This window comes from Streptomyces zaomyceticus (genome assembly GCF_014656215.1).
Classification (GTDB): Bacteria; Actinomycetota; Actinomycetes; order Streptomycetales; family Streptomycetaceae; genus Streptomyces; species Streptomyces zaomyceticus.
The window spans coordinates 227,240-244,302 of the sequence record NZ_BNBZ01000007.1; the positions used below are offsets into that span (position 1 = coordinate 227,240).

Genomic DNA, 17,063 nt, shown 5'->3' on the forward strand with positions numbered 1-17,063 from the left:
TGATTTTCCGACCACCCCCGCAGTTCAGGAGGGAGCACCGCCCGTGCCGTCGCGACCCCACCCGCCCGTGCCGTCCCCGTCCGCGCCCCCCGCGCCGACCGTGCGGTCGCCGCACCGCGTCGCCGTCCTCGCACTGCCCGGCCTGCTCCCCTTCGAACTGGGCATCCCGCACCGCATCTTCGGCCGCGCCCGCGACGCCGAGGGCCGACTGCTGTACGAGATCGTCACCTGCGCCCCGGTCGCCGGCCCCGTCCCCACCGACGCCGACTTCTCCGTGCACGTCGAGCACGGCCCGGAGGCCCTCGCCACCGCCGACACCGTCGTCGTCCCCGCCTCGTACGAGCTCGGCCCGGTCTACGACGAGGGCCGGCTCACCGAGGAGCTGGCCGCCGCCCTCGCCCACATCCGGCCCGGCACCCGGCTCGTCTCCATCTGCACCGGCGGGTACGTGCTCGCCGCCGCCGGATTCCTCGACGGGCGCCCGGCCACCACCCACTGGTCCTCGGCGGAGCACTTCCAGCGGCTCTTCCCGCGGATCCGGGTCGACGCGGACGTCCTGTTCGTCGACGACGGCGACGTCCTCACGTCGGCGGGCGTGGCCGCGGGGATCGATCTGTGCCTGCACATCGTGCGCCGCGACCACGGCACGGCCGTCGCGAACGACGTCGCCCGCAGGACCGTCGTACCGCCGCACCGGGACGGCGGCCAGGCCCAGTACATCGAGCGGCCCCTGCCGGAGGCCGGCACCCACACCACGACGACCGCGCGGGCCTGGGCGCTCGCCCGCCTCCACGAGCCGATCCAGCTGCGGGACCTGGCCGGGAAGGAGGCGATGAGCGTACGGACGTTCACCCGCCGCTTCCGTGACGAGGTCGGCATCAGCCCCGGCCAGTGGCTCACCCGGCAGCGCGTCGAACGCGCCCGCCACCTCCTCGAGTCCACCGACCTGCCCGTCGACCGGATCGCGCAGGAAGCGGGCTTCGGCACGGCCCAGTCGCTGCGGGTGCACCTGATGAGCGCGATCGGGGTGACGCCGACGTCCTACCGGCGCACCTTCCGCACGGCCGCGTCGGGGGCGTCGGCCGTGTCGGCCGCGTCGGGGGCCCCGGAGACCTCGGGGGACGCTTCCTGAGACTTCGGCCGCTCCCCCAGGAGCCGCCACTCCCCCACCGCGCCGACCGCCGTGAGCAGTACGGTCAGACCCACCCCGCAGAGGATCGCCGTCGACGGCGCCACGACCTCGAGCAGGCCGCCCGCCAGGGTGCCGCTCGCCGCGTAACCGGCGCCGACCGCCGCGTACATCACCGAGTACCCGGCGGCGAGCGCGGACGGCGGCAGCAGCTCCCTGAGGGCCAGGTTCCGGGTGAGCATGGCGGGGGCCTGGAGGAGCCCCGCGGCGACCAGGGCCACGGCGATCGCCGCCGTCCACGGCAGGACGGCGACCAGGGCGACGCCCGAGGCCACCGCGAGGACCAGGACGAGCGACTGGACGGCCAGCGGGCCCGGCCAGTTCCCCCGCAGGCCGTACACGAACGCGCCGACGGCCGAGCCGATCGAGAACCCCGCGAGCAGGGGGCCTGCCCAGCCGATGCCGATCCCGCGCTGTTCGAGGAGCGCGGGCAGGATCAGCTCGGCGAGCGCCAGCAGGGTCAGGCTCGCCGCACCCAGGACGTACACCGGCCAGGCCCGCAGCAGCGACCGCCGCAGCGATGTGCCGTCCTCCTTCGCCGTCTGCTGCCAGCCGGACGGCAGCCCCCACAGGCCGGGGACGGACACGGCCATCAGCACCCCCATGAGCAGCAGGGGTACGGCGGGGTCGACGCCGAGCGCGAGACCGGTGGCGAGGGCCGGCGCGGCGGCCCAGATGCCGAAGGTCAGCACGGACTCCATGCTCATCGCCTGGGTGACCGCACGCTCCGGGACGAGGCTGGTGAGCAGGGCCCGCAGCCCGCCGGGCACGGCCGCGGGCCCGGCGCCCGCGAGCAGGGCGAGGACGGCGAGGACGACCGGATGCGCGCCCGGCAGGAGGCCGAGCCCGGTGAACCCGGCCGCCCCCACCGCGAGTCCGGCCACGAGCTGCGGCCGGGCCCGCTCGGCGTTCATCCGCAGGCCGAGGACGGGTGCGGCGACGATCTCCCCGATCACGTACGCGGCGGCGAGCACGGCCCCGAACGAGTACCCGCCGGGCCGCTCCCGCACCAGGAACACGAGCGCGAGCGGCGCCATGGCGACGGGCAGTCGCCCGGCGACGGTGACGGCCGACCAGACGAGGACGGGGCGGGTGGCGAGCTCGCGGTAGGACATGCGCAGGACCGTAACGGCCGTACGCCCCTGATGCCCAGCCCGTTTCGCCCCGCGGTCAGAAGGTGAGCACCCCCCGCGCGACCTTGCCCGCCTCCGCGTCCTCCACCGCCCGCGCGAACTCCTCCACCGGGTAGGTGGTGGTGACGAGTTCGTCGAGGAGGAGGCGGCCCGAGCGGTACAGCTCGGCGTAGAGCGGGATGTCCCGCTGCGGCCGGGAGGAGCCGTACCGGCAGCCCAGGATCGACTTGTCCAGGAACATCGCGGCGGGCAGGAAACCCGCCTCCGCCTTCGGGGCCGTCATGCCGAGGAGGATCGCCTGACCGTGCCGGTCGAGGAGGTCGATGGCGGTCCGGACGAGCCCGGTGTGGCCGACGCACTCGAAGACGTGGTCGGCGCCGGTGGGGAGGATCTCCCGCACCCCGTCGGTGGAGGTCAGGAAGTGGCTCGCGCCGAACTGCCGGGCCACCGTCTCCTTCTCCGGGTTCGTGTCCACGGCCACGATCGTCAGCGCACCCGCGATCCGGGCTCCCTGGAGGACGTTGAGCCCGATGCCGCCGGTGCCGATGACGACGACGGTCTCGCCCCGGCCGACCTTCGCCCGGTTCAGGACGGCGCCGACGCCGGTGAGGACGCCGCAGCCCATGAGGGCGGCGGAGGTGAGCGGGATGTCCTCGGGGATCTTCACCGCCTGGACGGCCTTGACGACGGTCCGCTCGGCGAACGAGGAGTTCGAGGCGAACTGGTAGAGGGGCCGGCCGTCCCGGGAGAACGGCTGCCCGGGCATGCCGATCGCCTTCCGGCACATGGTGGGCCGGCCGCGGTCGCAGTCGGGGCAGGCCCCGCAGTTGGCGAGCGTGGACAGGGCGACGTGGTCGCCGGGGGCGACATGGGTGACGCCGGGCCCGACGGCCTCGACGACGCCGGCGCCCTCGTGGCCGAGGACGACCGGCACGGGGAACGGGATCGTCCCGTCGACGACGGACAGATCGCTGTGGCACAGCCCGGCGGCAGCGATCCCCACCAGCACCTCGCCGGCGCCGGGCGCCCGCACCTCCAGGTCGTCGACGACCCGGACCTGCTTCCCGTCGAACACCACACCTCTCATGAGCGGTTCCCCCTGCTCGCGTCGGAAGCGGCACCCGCGTCGGGACGTGCGTCCGCGCCGGAACCGGCACCCGGATCGGGACGGGCGCTCGCGTCGGAAGCGGCCCCCGCGTTGGGGCGGTCTCCCGCCGCCGCGGCCCGGGCCATCTCCTCCAGGCGGGCCAGCATCGGCATCGGGTCGACCCCCACCGTCCCCGGCAGGAAGTCGGCGATGCGCTCCGGTGTCCACGCGCCGCCCTCCGCGTACCCGGCGCGGAGTTCGCGGGGCTGGGCCCAGACCGCGATCTTGGGTCCGGCGATCGTGTAGACCTGGCCCGTGATCCGCTCCTCCCGGGCCCGCTCGGAGAGCAGGTAGACGACGAGCGCCGCCACGTCCTCGGGTTCGCCGATCTCCTTCAGTTCCATCGGGACGTTCGCCGACATCCGGGTCCGCGCCACCGGCGCCACCGCGTTGGCCGTCACCCCGTACTTGTGGAGGCCGAGCGCCGCCGACCGCACGAGGGAGATGATGCCGCCCTTGGCCGCCGAGTAGTTGGCCTGCGCCACGGAGCCCTGGTGGTTGCCGCTGGTGAAGCCGATCAGCGTGCCGGTGCCCTGCCGCCGCATGACGGCCGACGCCGCCCGGAAGACGGTGAACGTGCCCTTGAGGTGGGTCGCGACGACCGGGTCCCACTCCTCCTCGGACATGTTGAAGAGCATCCGCTCGCGCAGGATGCCCGCCACGCACACGACCCCGTCCAGGCGCCCGTACTCCGCGAGGGCGATGTCGACGACCCGCTGCCCGCCCGCCATCGTCGAGATGTCGTCGGCGACGGCGACCGCCGTACCGCCGCCCGCCTCGATCTCCTTCACGACGGAGAGGGCGATCTCGGAGGTCGGTTCGCCTCCCTCGATCGAGACTCCGTAGTCGTTGACGACGACCTTCGCGCCCTCCGCCGCGCACGCGAGGGCGACGGCGCGGCCGATGCCCCGTCCCGCGCCCGTGACGGCGACGACCTTGCCAGCCAAGAAGTTCCCCACGCCCAGCCCCTTCCCGCAGTTTCTGACGGTCCGTTAGATTCGTTCGTCGTCAGGATTCTACGGTCCGTCAGATACCGGTTCACAAGACCCCGGAGGCCCCCGATGTCTCTGCCCGCCGCATTTCACGAGATCGCCAAGCGCGTCAACAACTGGGGCCGCTGGGGCCAGGACGACGAGATCGGCACGCTCAACCTCGTCACCGACGAGGTCGTACGGGACGCCGTCGCCACCGTCCGCACCGGCCACCGCGTCCCGCTCGCCGTCGACCTCAAGCAGGACGGCGTCCAGACCGGCATGATCCCCGGCCGGGTCAACCCGCTCCACGTCATGGTGCAGATCAACCAGGAGCTCTTCGGCCCCGGCACCGTCGCCACCAGCGACGACGCCGTGACCTTCGGCCTCCAGGCCGGCACCCACTGGGACGCCCTGACGCACGTCTCGCACTCGGGCCGCATCTACAACGGCCGCCCCGCCACCACCATCACCCCGCACGGCCGCTCCGAGTTCAGCGGCATCCACACCGCCCGGCACCTCGTGAGCCGCGGGGTCCTGCTCGACGTCGCGGCGGCCAAGGGCCTCGACCGGCTGCCGGGCGACCACGCCGTCACCCCCGAGGATCTCGACGAGGCGGCCGACTTCGGCGGGGTGACCGTACGGCCGGGGGACATCGTGCTCGTACGGACGGGTCAGATGCAGCTGTACGCGGCCGGGGACCGGCACGGGTACGCGTTCCCGTCGCCGGGGCTTTCGGTCCGTACGCCGGAGTGGTTCCACGCCCGGGACGTCGCGGCCGTCGCCAACGACACCCTCACCTTCGAGATCTTCCCCCCGGAGATCGAGGACCTGTGGCTGCCCGTGCACGCCCTCGACCTGGTCGAGATGGGGATGCTCCAGGGGCAGAACTGGAATCTGGAATCACTGTCCACAGCCTGTGCACAAGAACGGCGCTACGCCTTCCTGCTCTCGGCGATGCCCGAACCCTTCGTGGGCGCCACGGGCACACCGGTGGCACCGGTCGCCGTCCTCTGAGCCGGACCCCCGGACGTTCGACGGGCGGCGGCGCGCTCGCGCGCGCCCCGAGCACGGCACGGCCGCCGCCACCCGGCCACGACCCGCTCACGCCGAGGACCCGCGCCCGGGCACACCCCGTCCGCACGGTCCTCGGCTCCCCTCGCCACGAATCGCTCACACCAGGGTGGGCAAAACGCCACGAACCGTCAACAGTGCACCCGACCGGGCGACACCGGCGCCCCCGGATTCACCGCGCCGCCCCGAGCCTGCGAAGGCGCGACCGGAGCCGGGTCCACCTCGCACCAGATGCTCTTGCCGACGCCCTCGGGCTGCCAGCCCCATCGGTCGGCGAGGCCGTCCACCAGCTCCAGGCCGCGCCCGTTGGTGTCGTCGCCGTCCGCGTGCCGGGGTGCCGGCGGGCGGTCGCTCGCGTCGGCGACCTCGACCCGCACCCCGCCCTCCGCCGCGAACAGCATCCGCAGCACGGCCGGACAGCCGGTGTGCACCACGGCGTTGGTCACGAGCTCGGAGATGAGCAGCACCAGCGTCTCGGCCAGCGGCTCGTCGTCCCCTATGCCCGAGCCGGCGAGCCGTGACCGGGCCCACCTCCGGGCTCGCCCCACCTCCGCCGGGTCCGGCCCGACCTTCAACTGAACCTGAAGCACCTGCACCGCTCACACCATCCGAACCGGCGGACACATCGCCTCGCGCCTCACAGCCATCGACGCCCTTACGGAACGTGAATTCCTTGCGAGACAGCATGGTTGACGTACAGTCACCGCAACAAGCGCTTCGGGCATATTCCAGCGCGAAGGAGTACGCGTAGTCCATACTGTGCGACGCGCGCTGCGGGGAGTCGAACAGGAGCGCGCGGGGCGCCTCCCGGGGGCGCGAGCGGCGCGCATTCCCGGGCACGGAGTCACCTCAGGGGCGACACCGGGACGATCCGGGCCAACGAGCACTCGCACCCCACGGAGCGTACCGGAGCCGGAGGCCGACTCCGGGCCGTGACGGCCCCGGTGAAGGACACAACCCGATATCGACATTCCGTGACCCGGCGGGAGCGGAGAGCGACAGCGCGGGAGCGGCGACCCCGGAGAGCGACGGGGGCGCGGCGCGACCGGCCCGCGAGGCGGCGGCGGAGGCGGCCACGGAGACCCGCGGGCCGGGGCCGCCTCCACGTCACAGGCCGGCGGCCACCGCCTCCTCCGCCCGCGCGGCCGGCAGCCGCAGCTCGGCCCGCACCCAGGCCCGCTTCAGATGCAGATGGACGTCCGCCTCCCAGGTGAAGCCCATGCCGCCGTGCACCTGGAGACAGTCGCGGGCGTTGGCGGTCGCGGCCTCGTCGGCGAGGAGTTTGGCCCCGGCGATCTCGACGGGGTCGACGGTCAGGGAGGCCGCGCGGACGGCCGCGCGGGCGAGCTCGGTCCGTACCAGCATCCCGGCACAGAGATGCTTGATCGCCTGGAACCCTCCGATCGCCTGCCCGAACTGCTCCCGCCCCCGCGCGTGGGAGACGGCCATGTCGGTGGTCCGCCCGGCGCTCCCGACCTGCTCGGCGGCGGTGAGGAGCACGGCCTCGCCGAGCGCGTCCGCGGGCCCGGACGCGGGCCCGGCCGCGCCCCCGTCGCGACCGGTCGCGCCCCCGTCGCCCGGCACCCGGTGCAAGGGCGTCAAGGGGTCGACCGACCGCACGGGGACGGCGCCCGAGGCATCCCCCAGCACCACGTCCGCCTCGTCCAGCCACGGCACGAGACCCTCGGCCACGGCGGTGACGACGACGTCCCCCTCCGCGGCGCCCGGCACGGTCCCGGCCGCCAGATGCGTGGCCACCAACGGCCCCGGCAGCAGCACCCTCCCGGCCTCCTCGAACACGAGCACCGCCTCCGGGAGACCGAGGCCCACTCCGCCCTCCTCCTCCGGAACGCGCAGGGCAAAGAACCCGGCCGCGCCGAGCTCCCGCCACAGGTCCCGGTCCAGCGCGCCGCCGGAGTCGACCGCCGCCCGCAGCGCCTCCCGGTCGAAGCGGCCGTCGAGGAGGTCCCGCACCCCCCGGCGCAGGGCCCGCTGGTCCTCGGTGAGTCGGAAGTCCATGGCGGGGGTCACCGGCCCTTCGGCAGGCCGAGGATGCGCTCGGCGACGATGTTGCGCTGGATCTGGGAGGTGCCGGCGGCGATCGTGTACGAGAGGGAGGACAGCCGGTCGAGGTTCCAGTCGCGGCCGAGGTCGAGCGCGTCGGGTCCGAGGACGGCGGCGGCCGCCTCGTACAGCTCCTGACGGGCGTGCGAGTAGTGCAGTTTGAAGACGGAGCCGCCCGCGCCGGGCACTCCGCCCGTCGCCTGGGCCTCGCTGACGTTGGCCTGGACGATCCGCCAGAGGGCCCGGAACTCGGCGGAGAGCCTGCCGAGGCGGCGGCGGAGGACGGGGTCGTCCCAGGTGCCGTTCTTCCGGGCCGTGCGGGCGAGTTCGCCGAGGAGGCGGCGGCAGGCGACGACCTCGCCGACGAACGCGGTGCCGCGCTCGAAGGAGAGGGTGACCATGGTGACGCGCCAGCCGTCGTTCTCCTCGCCGACCCGGTTCTCCACGGGCACGCGCACCTCGTCGAGGAAGACCTCGGCGAACTCGGTGGAGCCCGCCAGGGTGCGCAGCGGCCGTACGGTGACGCCGGGCGTGTCCATGGGCATCGCGAGCCAGGTGATGCCCCGGTGCTTGGGGGCACCGGGGTCCGTCCGCACGAGCAGTTCGCACCAGTCGGCCACCTCGGCGTGCGAGGTCCAGATCTTCTGGCCGCTGACGACGTAGGCGTCCCCGTCCCGTTCCGCGCGGGTGCGGAGCGAGGCCAGGTCGGAGCCGGCGCCGGGTTCGCTGAAGCCCTGGCACCAGACCTCGTCGCCGCGCAGGACGGGCGGCAGCCAGCGGGCGCGCTGCCCGTCCGTGCCCTCGGCGGCGATGGTGGGGCCCGCGTGGAGGAGTCCGACGAAGTTGGCGCCGACGTAGGGGGCGCCGGCGAGTTCGGTCTCCTCCAGGAAGATCAGCCGCTGGGTCGGGGACGCGTCCCAGTGGACGTCGGCGTACCCGGCGTCGTACAGCCTGCGCTGCCAGCCGCAGTCGTACGCGCGGCGGGCCGGCCAGTCCAGCGGGTCGGGTCTCGGTGGGAGTCCCGGCAGTTCCCGGGTGAGCCAGGTCTTGAGCCGGGCCCGGAACTCCTCCTCCTCGTCGGTGCAGCCGAGGTCCATCAGGCGGTGCCCCGGTCGAGGTCGAGGCCGAGCATGCGGATGGCGTTGCCCCGCATCAGTTTGTAGATCGTCTCGTCGTCGAGGCCCTGGACGTGGTCGAGGGCGACCTCCTTGGTGTGCGGGAAGGTCGAGTCGACGTGCGGGTAGTCGGTCTCGAAGGTGGCGTTGTCCCTCCCCACCACGTCCAGGGACGCGATGCCGTGCTTGTCGCGGAAGAAGCAGCAGAAGATCTGCCGGTAGTAGTAGGTGGACGGGGGTTCGGGGATCAGGTCGCGGACGCCGCCCCAGGCGCGGTGCTCCTCCCAGACGTCGTCGGCGCGTTCGAGGGCGTACGGGATCCAGCCCATCTGGCCCTCGCTGTAGGCGAGCTTGAGGCGGGGGAACTTCACGAGGACCCCGCTGAAGAGGAAGTCCATCATCGAGGCCATCGCGTTGTTGAAGCTGAGGGAGGCCTGGACGGCGGGCGGGGCGTCGGGGGAGGCGGCGGGCATCTGGCTGCTGGAGCCGATGTGCATGTTGACCACCGTGCCGGTCTCCTGGCAGACGGCGAAGAAGGGGTCCCAGTAGCCGGAGTGGATGGAGGGGAGTCCGAGGTGGGTGGGGATCTCGGAGAAGGTGACGGCCCTGACCCCCCGGGCGGCGTTGCGCCGGATCTCGGCGACGGCCAGACCGATGTCCCAGAGCGGGATGATGCAGAGGGGGATCAGCCTGCCGCCGCTGTCGCCGCACCACTCCTCGACCATCCAGTCGTTGTAGGCGCGCACGCAGGCGAGGGCGACCTCCTTGTCGTGGGCCTCGGCGAAGGTCTGGCCGCAGAAGCGCGGGAAGGTGGGGAAGCAGAGGGAGGCCTCGACGTGGTTGAGGTCCATGTCCTTCAGCCGGGCGGCCGGGTCCCAGCAGCCGCGCCGCATCTCCTGCCGGGTGATGCCTTCGAGGGTCATGTCGTCGCGGTCGAAGCCGACGGCGGCGATGTTGCGCTTGTACGGGAACTTGAGGTCCTCGTAGATCCACCAGTCGGTCGGCGGGCCGTCCGGGTCCATCGTGATCTGGTACTTGCCGGCGACGTAGGCGAGCTCCCCGATGCCGGCCGTGAGGGGCTGGGGCCCGCGGTCGCGGTACTTCTTCGGGAGCCAGGTCTCGAAGAGGTGGGCGGGCTCGATCACGTGGTCGTCGACGCTGATGATGCGGGGCAGTTCCGTCATGACCCCTCCATGTTTCTGATGGACCGTCAGATCTGACGGAATCAGGCTAGCCCCGCACCCCTGGACCGACAAGCGCCCGGCCTCTACGCTCACCGCACTATCTGACGGAACGTCAGTCATGGGGAGTACGGCCGAGAGGAGTACGGTCATGGACCGGACCGCGCACGCCCTGGACGGGTCCCGCACACTCTGGGAACTCGTCGAACGCCGCGCCGCCCTCACCCCCGACCGGCCCGTCCTCCTCCAGGGCGACCGCGTCCTGACCTTCGAAGGCCTCCGCGCCCGCGCCGAACGCTGCGCCGCCGGCCTCCACGCCATGGGCGTGCGCCCCGGCACGGTCGTCGCCTGGCAGCTGCCCACCCGCATCGAGACCGCGGTGCTCTCCTTCGCGCTCGCCCGCATCGGAGCCGTACAGACACCCGTGATCCCCTTCTACCGGGACAAGGAGGTCGGCTTCGCGCTGCGCGAGTCCAAGGCCGAGTTCTTCGCCGTCCCCGGAGTCTGGCGCGGATTCGACCATACGGAGATGGCCCGGAGACTCGGCGCACACGGCGTCTTCGAGGCATACGACCCCGCGTCCCTCCCCGACGGCGACCCCGAACTGCTGCCCCCGCCGCCCGCCTCCGGGACCGACGTCCGCTGGATCTACTGGACCTCCGGCACGACCTCCGACCCCAAGGGCGTCCTGCACACAGACCGTTCGCTCCTCGCGGGCGGCTCCTGCCTCGCCCACGCGCTCCGGCTCGACGACACGGACGTCGGCTCGATGGCCTTCCCCTACGCGCACATCGCCGGACCCGACTACACGGTGATGCTGCTGCTGTACGGATTCCCCGCGGTGATGTTCGAACAGTTCGCGCTACCCGAAGCCCTGGACGAGTACCGGCGGCACGGGGTCACGGTGGCCGGCGGCTCCACCGCCTTCTACTCGATGTTCCTCGCCGAGCAGCGCAAACGGCCGGACGAGCCGATCATCCCCACCCTGCGGCTGCTCGCGGGCGGCGGGGCACCGAAACCACCGGAGATCTACCACGCCGTACGGAAGGAACTGGGCTGCCAGCTCACCCACGGATACGGCATGACGGAGGTCCCCATGATCACCATGGGCGACCCCGGCGACACCCCCGAGAACCTCGCGACCACCGAGGGCCGCCCGCCCGCCGGCATGGAGATCCGCATCACCGCCTCGGGAGAGGTCCGCCTGCGCGGCGAGGCCGTCTGCCGGGGCTATCTGGACCCGGCCCAGACCGCGTCCGCCTTCGACCAGGACGGCTTCCTCGTCACCGGGGACGTCGGTCACCTCACCCCGAGCGGGCACCTCGTCCTCACCGGCCGCGTCAAGGACATCATCATCCGGAAGGGAGAGAACATCTCCGCCAAGGAGATCGAGGAACTCCTCCACCGGCACCCGGACGTCGGCGACACCGCCGTCATAGGCCTCCCGGACGCCGAACGCGGCGAACGCGTCTGCGCCGTCGTCGAACAGCCCCCGGGCGCCGCCCCGCTGACCCTTCCGGCCGTGACGGCCTTCCTGCGGGAGGCGGGCCTCTCCGTCCACAAGCTGCCGGAGCAGCTGGAGGTGGTCGACGCCCTCCCCCGCAACGAGACGCTGCGGAAGGTGCTGAAGTACAAGCTCAGGGAACGATTCGGTCCGTCGCGGTGAGATCCGCCCTGGTGACCCCGGTGGCTTCGGCGTCCACGGCGACGGCGGCCGCCGCCTCGGAGAGCGCCGCCGGCACGTCCAGGTACACCTCGAAGAGGCGCTGGACGCCGAGCGCGTCGAGCACCCGGCCGACATGGCCGTCCCTGTCCTCGGGAAGGATCAGCCGCAGCCGGCCCCCGCAGGACCGGAGCAGTCGCCGGGCCGCGATCAGCACCCCCACCCCGCTGGAGTCGCAGAAGCGGACGGAGGACAGATCGATCACCACGTCGTGGCGGCCGCCCGCCACGGCGTCGTGGACCCGGCGCCGTATCCGGGGGGAGGTGACCAAGTCCATTTCCCCCCGCACGCGGAACACCGTCCAGGAGCCGTACTCGTTCTCGTCGACCTCGATCGTCGTCACGCTCGCCGCCTGCCCCACCGGGGCGGACCGAAACCCCCGGCTCCAGGGATGACGCGTTCCTTACCATCCGAGTCCGCGTCAAGGGCGCACTTGCGGCAAACAGTCGTGCGTTGTCGGGGCGGCGCACTACTTTGGAGTAGAACCGGGGAGCCGGGAAGGCGGAGGGGTCGGATGGCGATGGACACACCACCGCGCTGGGACCGCAGGATGCAGCAGCGGCTGGCGCGCGGCGAGGCCGCCGCGCTCGGCGAGCTGTACGACCGGTTCGCCTCGCTGGTGCACAGCCTCGCCCACCGGGTCCTCGACGACGACGACGCGGCCGACCAGATCACCCGCGAGGTCTTCGGCTACATCTGGGAGAACCCCGACGCGTACGACCCCAAGCAGGGGAACATGCGCTCCTGGGTCGCCAAACTGACCCAGCGGCAGGCCGTGCACCGACTGCGGCAGGCCGAGGCGACGGCGTACGCGGAGACGGGCCGCGGCTCCGCCGAGGAGCTGGAGCAGAAGGTGCGCCGGGCGTCCGTCGCGGCCCGCGCGGACTACATCGTGACGTCCATGCCGACCCCGCTCCGGGCCGCGCTCGAACTGGCGTACTTCCAGCGGCGGGACTACCGCCAGACCGCCGCCGACCTCGGCGTCACCGAGGACGAGGCGCGGCGGCGCCTCCGGCTCGGACTCCAACTGCTCTCCTCGGCGAACCGGCCCTCCGACGGCGGCGGCCCGCCCGGCTACGGACGGGCACTGTGACCGGGGCGAACGGCGACGACGGCGACGACGTCGCACGCGCCCCGTGGATACCGGGGCCCCGCCGGGCGGCCGACGACCACGCGGACCTGACGGCGGACCGGGCGGTGGACCGCGCGGCGGAGGCGTACGGGGACAGGGACGAGCACAGGGCGGGGCACGGGACCGAGACGGAGGAGACATCCGGGGTGGAACCCGAACCGGACGTACCGGTCCTCACCCACGGCGTGCTCAAGTCCCTCCTCGGGGCGTGGGCGCTGTCGGCGTGTTCGGTCGGGGAGACGAAGGCCGTCGAGGACCACCTCACGGCCTGCGCGCCGTGCGCGGACGAGGCACTGCGGCTGCGGGACGCGGTGACGCTGCTGCACGAGGAGCGCGATCTGGACCTCGACCCGCTGCTGCGGTCCCGGGTCCTGGAGAACTGCCTCGGCCGGCGCCCGGCCCGCATCCCGGTCCCCGACTGGGTCACTCCGTACGACGCGGAGACCGCGCGGCTCGACGCGCTGCTGCGGGACATCGGCGAGTCGGAGTGGCACGCGCCGGTACGGCTCAAGTGGTACGACGGCGACCGTATCGTCCGCCGCAAGTCCACGGTCGCGGGCGTCATCGGCCATCTGCTCGCCGTCGACGGCCTGGTGTCGGCGGCGCTCGGCCTCGACGACCCGCTCGGCCCGCACGCCCCGGAGCTGTCGCCGTCCGAACGGACCGAGGCGTTCTGGTCGGGCCTGGACCGGCCGCCGAACCGGATGCTCCGGGGCCCCTGGCGTGAGCAGAGCCACACCCTGATCCGCACGGTGTCGTTCGCGGGCCGGGGCGTGGCGGACCTCACGGTCACCTACAAGGACTTCGCGCTCCCGCTCCGGGACTCGCTCCTGGAGCGGGCCTTCGAGTGCTGGGTGCACGCGGACGACATCGCGAACGCGGTGGCGTACCCGTACGCCCCGCCCAGCGGCGCGCACCTGCACGGCATGATCGACCTGGCGGCCCGGCTGCTCCCGGCGGCCCTCGCGCACCGCCGCCGAGCGGGCCTCGCGGCCCCGGCCCGCGACCTGGTCGCGGCGGGCGCGCCGGGCCGGTCGCTCCATCTGGAGGTGGAGGGCGCGGGCGGCGGCCACTGGTACATCGCCCTGGACTCGCCGGCGGCGATCGGCTCGCCGGAGCGCGCGGTGGCGCAGGTCGCGATGGACGGCGTCGAGTTCTGCCAGTTGGTGGCGGGCCACATCTCCCCGGAGGAAGCGGCGGCGGGCCAGGACGGCGACCGGGAGGCCATCAGGGACGTCCTGTCGGCAGCGGCGTCCCTGAGCCGCCTGTAGAACGCCGCCCGCCGTGCCCGGGCTCCCGGGGTGCGGGAACGGGCAGGGGGCGGAGACGGCCCGCGGGACTACGCGAAGACCACCGTGCGGCGGCCGTTCAGGAGGATGCGGTGCTCCGCGTGCCACTTCACCGCGCGCGCCAGCGCCTGGCACTCCACGTCCCGGCCGATCGCCACCAGCTGGTCGGGGGTCACCTCGTGGCCCACCCGCTCGACCTCCTGCTCGATGATCGGCCCCTCGTCGAGGTCTGCCGTCACGTAGTGCGCGGTCGCGCCGATGAGCTTGACGCCGCGGGTGTGCGCCTGGTGGTAGGGCTTGGCGCCCTTGAAGCTGGGGAGGAAGGAGTGGTGGATGTTGATGATCCGCCCGGAGAGCTGCTTGCAGAGGTCGTCGGAGAGGACCTGCATGTAGCGGGCGAGGACGACGAGCTCGACGTTCTCCTCGCGGACGAGGTCGAGGAGCTCCGCCTCGGCTTCGGCCTTGGTGTCCTTGGTGACGGGGATGTGCCGGAAGGGCAGCCCGTAGGAACCGACCAGTTCCTGGAAGTCCGTGTGGTTGGAGACGACGGCCACGATCTCCACGGGCAGCGCGCCGATCCTGGAGCGGAACAGCAGGTCGTTCAGGCAGTGGCCGAATTTGGACACCATGAGGACGATCCGCATGCGCTCGTCGGCGCGGTTGATCTGCCAGTCCATCTCGAAGGAGTCACCGACCGCGGTGAAGCTGGCCCGCAGCTTGTCGACGTTCACGGGGGCCTCTGCCGAGAAGTGGACCCGCATGAAGAAGAGCCCGCTGTCACGGTCTCCGAACTGCTGGCTGTCCTCGATGTTGCACCCGGTGATGAAGAGGTAGCTCGACACGGCGTGCACGATGCCCTGCTTGTCGGGGCAGGAGAGGGTGAGGACGTACTGGTCGGTCATCCCGCCAGCCTGCCACACCCGGGCTCGCCGGGTGACCCACTGTCCGGCAGGCGGAACGACGGGGGACCGCTTCAGGACAGTGCTTCAGGACGGGGCTTCGGGGCGGGGCTTCGGGGCGGGGCTTCGGGGCGGCGCGTCAGGACACCGCTTCAGGACAGCGCTTCAGGACCTCGTCATGATCTGGAGCACGTCGAGGGAGCGCGGAGGCAGGTCGGGGTCCTCCCCGTCGGCGTGGGCGAGGCGGACGTGGGCCTCGCGGGCGGCGTGGACGGCCTCGGGCCAGCCGGGGTGCTGGAGGTACGCGGAGACGTGGGCGTCGGGTCCGACCTGGTGCATGATGCGGAGCACCCGGAGGACGGCGGCGTCGACCAGGACGGCCTCGCCGGTGTCCCGGAAGATCGAGCCGACGTACTTCTCGGCGGACCAGTTGTCGAGCCAGGTGTCCTCGACCAGGCGGTAGACGGCGTCGGTGATGTCGCCGTATCCCTCCAGACCGGCCAGCCAGGTCGTCTCGTGGAACTCGGGATCGGAAAGCATGTGCAGCGCCGAGCGCACGTTGCTGCGCCAGCGCCACCAGGGCATGTCGTTGAGCGGCATGCCGCCCATGGTGGAGGAGCGACGGCCGCGACGGGAAGAGTTAACCGAACCGGAGACTGGACTGGACACGTTTCGATCGTACGTTCCCTTGTCCGGTAACCGGAGCCACCCCCTCGCCGCCCCCGTAATTCACCTTCACGTCACCCAGCGTTGAACCGTGCTCACTCCCGCGTTACCCATGAGGCGGAAATGTGCATGCCCATGACCGGTAGGCGACTGACCTCACTCCTCGCGTACATCACGACCTCGGCGGCCGGAGCCTCGTTGCTCACCGGTTGTGGTGTGCTCCCTGGGGCCACGGGGGGCTCCAGGGAACCCGTCACGGTGATGACCTGGGCCCCCGACCAGACGCGGGCGACCAATATGCCCGGAATGCCCGCCATGGCGCAGGCTTTTGCCCGGTGGGTCAACTCCCAGGGCGGCATCGACGGCCACGAACTGCGCGTCCTCACCTGCAACGAGCACAACAGCACCGCCGGCGCCGCCGCCTGCGCCCGCCGGGCCGTTCGCGAGAACGCGGTCGCGGTCGTCGGCTCGTACAGCCAGAACGGCCGCGCCTTCATGGCCCCCCTGGAGGCCGCCGGCATCCCGTACATCGGCGGCTACGGCATCTCGGAGGACGAGTTCACCAGCCCGCTCTCCTACCCCGTGAACGGCGGCCAGGCGTCCCTCATCGCCGGCCACGGCATCCAGCTCGCCGGCTCCTGCCGCACGGTCTCCCTCGTCCGGCCCGACACCCTCGCCGGCGACCGGCTTCCCGAGCTCCTCAACTCCGGCCTGCGCAAGGCGAGCCACCGCGGCGCCGTCGACATCCCCGCCGTCGAGGACGCGGCCGAGTACACCGCGCAGGCCAGCCGGGCCCGGGAGAAGGCCGGTGAGAAGCAGGGCTGTGTCACCGCGGTCCTCGGCGAGCGCACCCAGACCTTCTTCGACTCGTTCCGGCGGCTCCCGGAGCAGGAGGAGGGCGAGGGGGGCCGGGGCGGCGGAGACGTCCAGGGCGGCGACTCCGGCGAGGAGAACGGCGCCGTGCGGATCTCCTCCGTCCTCGGCAGCGTCGGACAGCCCGTGATCGACCGCACCGGCGGAGCCCACAGCCCCTTCGAGGGCGCGTTCGTCACCGGCTGGTACCCGGAGGCGGGGGACAAGAGCTGGGCGCCGATGCGCAAGGTCATCCAGGAGCACGCCTTCGCCGACAACCGGGTCGACCCGGCGGACGCGGGCGTCCAGACCACCTGGATCGCCTACACGGTCCTCAAGGACGTCATCGAGGCCCTCGACGACGACACGATCTCGGCGAGCCGGATCGCCCACGCCCTCGACCGGGGCGAGCGGATCGACACCGGCGGTCTGACCCCGACCCTGCGCTGGAAGTACGAGGACCTGCTCGGCGCCCCCGGCTACCCCCGGATCGTCAACCACGAGGTGACATTCCAGGTGGTCCGCAAGGGGCGGCTGGTGGCGCAGAAGCCGGGCTTCGTCGATGTCGGCGAGACCGTCCTCAGCGCCCCCTGATCCGGCCGGACCCCGGAGCCTCCGGGTTGTCCGG

At 72.6% G+C, this 17,063-nt stretch carries 16 protein-coding genes; 6 read left to right on the forward strand and 10 right to left on the reverse strand.

Annotated elements, in window-relative coordinates; all coding sequences use genetic code 11:
- The first annotated feature begins 67 nt into the window (after window positions 1-67).
- Window positions 68-1,132, forward strand: coding sequence for a GlxA family transcriptional regulator (locus IE311_RS12835; protein WP_229901888.1), 1,065 nt, complete (start codon window positions 68-70; stop codon window positions 1,130-1,132).
- Here IE311_RS12835 and IE311_RS12840 read toward each other — a convergent pair.
- The 3 genes from IE311_RS12840 to IE311_RS12850 are packed head-to-tail and all read right to left on the reverse strand — an operon-like array spanning window position 1,042 to window position 4,428.
- Window positions 1,042-2,304 carry an MFS transporter gene (locus IE311_RS12840; RefSeq protein ID WP_229901879.1) on the reverse strand — a complete coding sequence of 421 codons (1,263 nt, stop codon included), beginning with the start codon at window positions 2,302-2,304 and terminating at the stop codon, window positions 1,042-1,044. The genes IE311_RS12835 and IE311_RS12840 overlap by 91 nt on opposite strands.
- Window positions 2,305-2,359: 55 nt before the next feature.
- Window positions 2,360-3,409, reverse strand: a complete 1,050-nt coding sequence (locus IE311_RS12845; RefSeq protein WP_189831742.1) for a Zn-dependent alcohol dehydrogenase — start codon at window positions 3,407-3,409, stop codon at window positions 2,360-2,362.
- Entirely contained in the window at window positions 3,406-4,428 is a 1,023-nt protein-coding gene (locus tag IE311_RS12850; protein ID WP_229901880.1) for an SDR family oxidoreductase, read from the reverse strand. Before IE311_RS12850 ends, IE311_RS12845 begins: the two co-directional genes overlap by 4 nt.
- Before the next feature lie 102 nt (window positions 4,429-4,530).
- Here IE311_RS12850 and IE311_RS12855 point away from each other — a divergent pair, with 102 nt between their 5' ends.
- Window positions 4,531-5,457 (forward strand): cyclase family protein, encoded by a 927-nt coding sequence (locus IE311_RS12855; RefSeq protein WP_189831743.1) that lies wholly within the window; start codon window positions 4,531-4,533, stop codon window positions 5,455-5,457.
- A gap of 188 nt (window positions 5,458-5,645) precedes the next feature.
- Here IE311_RS12855 and IE311_RS12860 read toward each other — a convergent pair whose 3' ends face one another.
- The 4 genes from IE311_RS12860 to IE311_RS12875 form a co-directional block, all read right to left on the reverse strand.
- Entirely contained in the window at window positions 5,646-6,110 is a 465-nt protein-coding gene (locus tag IE311_RS12860; protein WP_189831744.1) for an ATP-binding protein, read from the reverse strand.
- A gap of 511 nt (window positions 6,111-6,621) precedes the next feature.
- On the reverse strand, window positions 6,622-7,533 hold the full coding sequence (locus IE311_RS12865) for an acyl-CoA dehydrogenase family protein (protein ID WP_189831745.1): 912 nt from the start codon (window positions 7,531-7,533) through the stop codon (window positions 6,622-6,624).
- Window positions 7,534-7,541: 8 nt separating this feature from the next.
- Window positions 7,542-8,675, reverse strand: coding sequence for an acyl-CoA dehydrogenase (locus tag IE311_RS12870; protein ID WP_189831746.1), 1,134 nt, complete (start codon window positions 8,673-8,675; stop codon window positions 7,542-7,544).
- Window positions 8,675-9,877 carry an amidohydrolase family protein gene (locus IE311_RS12875; RefSeq protein ID WP_189831747.1) on the reverse strand — a complete coding sequence of 401 codons (1,203 nt, stop codon included), beginning with the start codon at window positions 9,875-9,877 and terminating at the stop codon, window positions 8,675-8,677. The genes IE311_RS12870 and IE311_RS12875 overlap by 1 nt, the downstream gene beginning before the upstream one ends.
- 148 nt (window positions 9,878-10,025) lie before the next feature.
- Between IE311_RS12875 and IE311_RS12880 the strand changes: the two genes are divergently transcribed.
- Window positions 10,026-11,540: a class I adenylate-forming enzyme family protein gene (locus IE311_RS12880; RefSeq protein WP_189831748.1), complete on the forward strand. Its 1,515-nt coding sequence runs from the start codon at window positions 10,026-10,028 to the stop codon at window positions 11,538-11,540.
- Here the strand turns inward: IE311_RS12880 and IE311_RS12885 are convergent.
- A complete protein-coding gene (locus IE311_RS12885) occupies window positions 11,512-11,940 on the reverse strand; it encodes an STAS domain-containing protein (RefSeq protein WP_229901881.1) in 429 nt (142 codons plus the stop codon). The two genes, IE311_RS12880 and IE311_RS12885, sit on opposite strands and share 29 nt — an antisense overlap.
- Window positions 11,941-12,111: 171 nt before the next feature.
- On the opposite strand from IE311_RS12885, the gene IE311_RS12890 reads away from it, so the two are divergent.
- A complete protein-coding gene (locus IE311_RS12890) occupies window positions 12,112-12,690 on the forward strand; it encodes a sigma-70 family RNA polymerase sigma factor (RefSeq protein ID WP_189831749.1) in 579 nt (192 codons plus the stop codon).
- The gene (locus IE311_RS12895; protein ID WP_189831750.1) at window positions 12,687-14,000 is read left to right on the forward strand and encodes a maleylpyruvate isomerase N-terminal domain-containing protein; all 1,314 of its coding nucleotides are present in this window, start codon (window positions 12,687-12,689) and stop codon (window positions 13,998-14,000) included. The genes IE311_RS12890 and IE311_RS12895 overlap by 4 nt, the downstream gene beginning before the upstream one ends.
- 68 nt (window positions 14,001-14,068) lie before the next feature.
- Here the strand turns inward: IE311_RS12895 and purU are convergent, their stop codons facing one another.
- Together purU and IE311_RS12905 are read right to left on the reverse strand one after the other, a co-directional pair.
- Window positions 14,069-14,920 (reverse strand): formyltetrahydrofolate deformylase, encoded by an 852-nt coding sequence (purU, locus tag IE311_RS12900; protein WP_189831751.1) that lies wholly within the window; start codon window positions 14,918-14,920, stop codon window positions 14,069-14,071.
- 162 nt (window positions 14,921-15,082) lie between these two features.
- The gene (locus IE311_RS12905) at window positions 15,083-15,526 is read right to left on the reverse strand and encodes an SCO4402 family protein (protein WP_189831752.1); all 444 of its coding nucleotides are present in this window, start codon (window positions 15,524-15,526) and stop codon (window positions 15,083-15,085) included.
- A 192-nt stretch (window positions 15,527-15,718) separates the two neighbouring features.
- Here IE311_RS12905 and IE311_RS12910 point away from each other — a divergent pair, with 192 nt between their 5' ends.
- Window positions 15,719-17,029 (forward strand): ABC transporter substrate-binding protein, encoded by a 1,311-nt coding sequence (locus tag IE311_RS12910; protein ID WP_189831753.1) that lies wholly within the window; start codon window positions 15,719-15,721, stop codon window positions 17,027-17,029.
- Window positions 17,030-17,063 lie beyond the last annotated feature (34 nt).

Bases quoted from the DNA above. Each gene is read 5' to 3' on its own strand.
- IE311_RS12875 (WP_189831747.1), bottom strand. From the start codon at position 9,877: ATGACGGAACTGCCCCGCATCATCAGCGTCGACGACCACGTGATCGAG.
- IE311_RS12910 (WP_189831753.1), top strand. From the start codon at position 15,719: ATGACCGGTAGGCGACTGACCTCACTCCTCGCGTACATCACGACCTCG.
- IE311_RS12865 (WP_189831745.1), bottom strand. From the start codon at position 7,533: ATGGACTTCCGACTCACCGAGGACCAGCGGGCCCTGCGCCGGGGGGTG.
- IE311_RS12890 (WP_189831749.1), top strand. From the start codon at position 12,112: ATGGCGATGGACACACCACCGCGCTGGGACCGCAGGATGCAGCAGCGG.
- IE311_RS12880 (WP_189831748.1), top strand. From the start codon at position 10,026: ATGGACCGGACCGCGCACGCCCTGGACGGGTCCCGCACACTCTGGGAA.
- purU (WP_189831751.1), bottom strand. From the start codon at position 14,920: ATGACCGACCAGTACGTCCTCACCCTCTCCTGCCCCGACAAGCAGGGC.
- IE311_RS12840 (WP_229901879.1), bottom strand. From the start codon at position 2,304: ATGTCCTACCGCGAGCTCGCCACCCGCCCCGTCCTCGTCTGGTCGGCC.
- IE311_RS12870 (WP_189831746.1), bottom strand. From the start codon at position 8,675: ATGGACCTCGGCTGCACCGACGAGGAGGAGGAGTTCCGGGCCCGGCTC.
- IE311_RS12855 (WP_189831743.1), top strand. From the start codon at position 4,531: ATGTCTCTGCCCGCCGCATTTCACGAGATCGCCAAGCGCGTCAACAAC.
- IE311_RS12905 (WP_189831752.1), bottom strand. From the start codon at position 15,526: ATGGGCGGCATGCCGCTCAACGACATGCCCTGGTGGCGCTGGCGCAGC.
- IE311_RS12845 (WP_189831742.1), bottom strand. From the start codon at position 3,409: ATGAGAGGTGTGGTGTTCGACGGGAAGCAGGTCCGGGTCGTCGACGAC.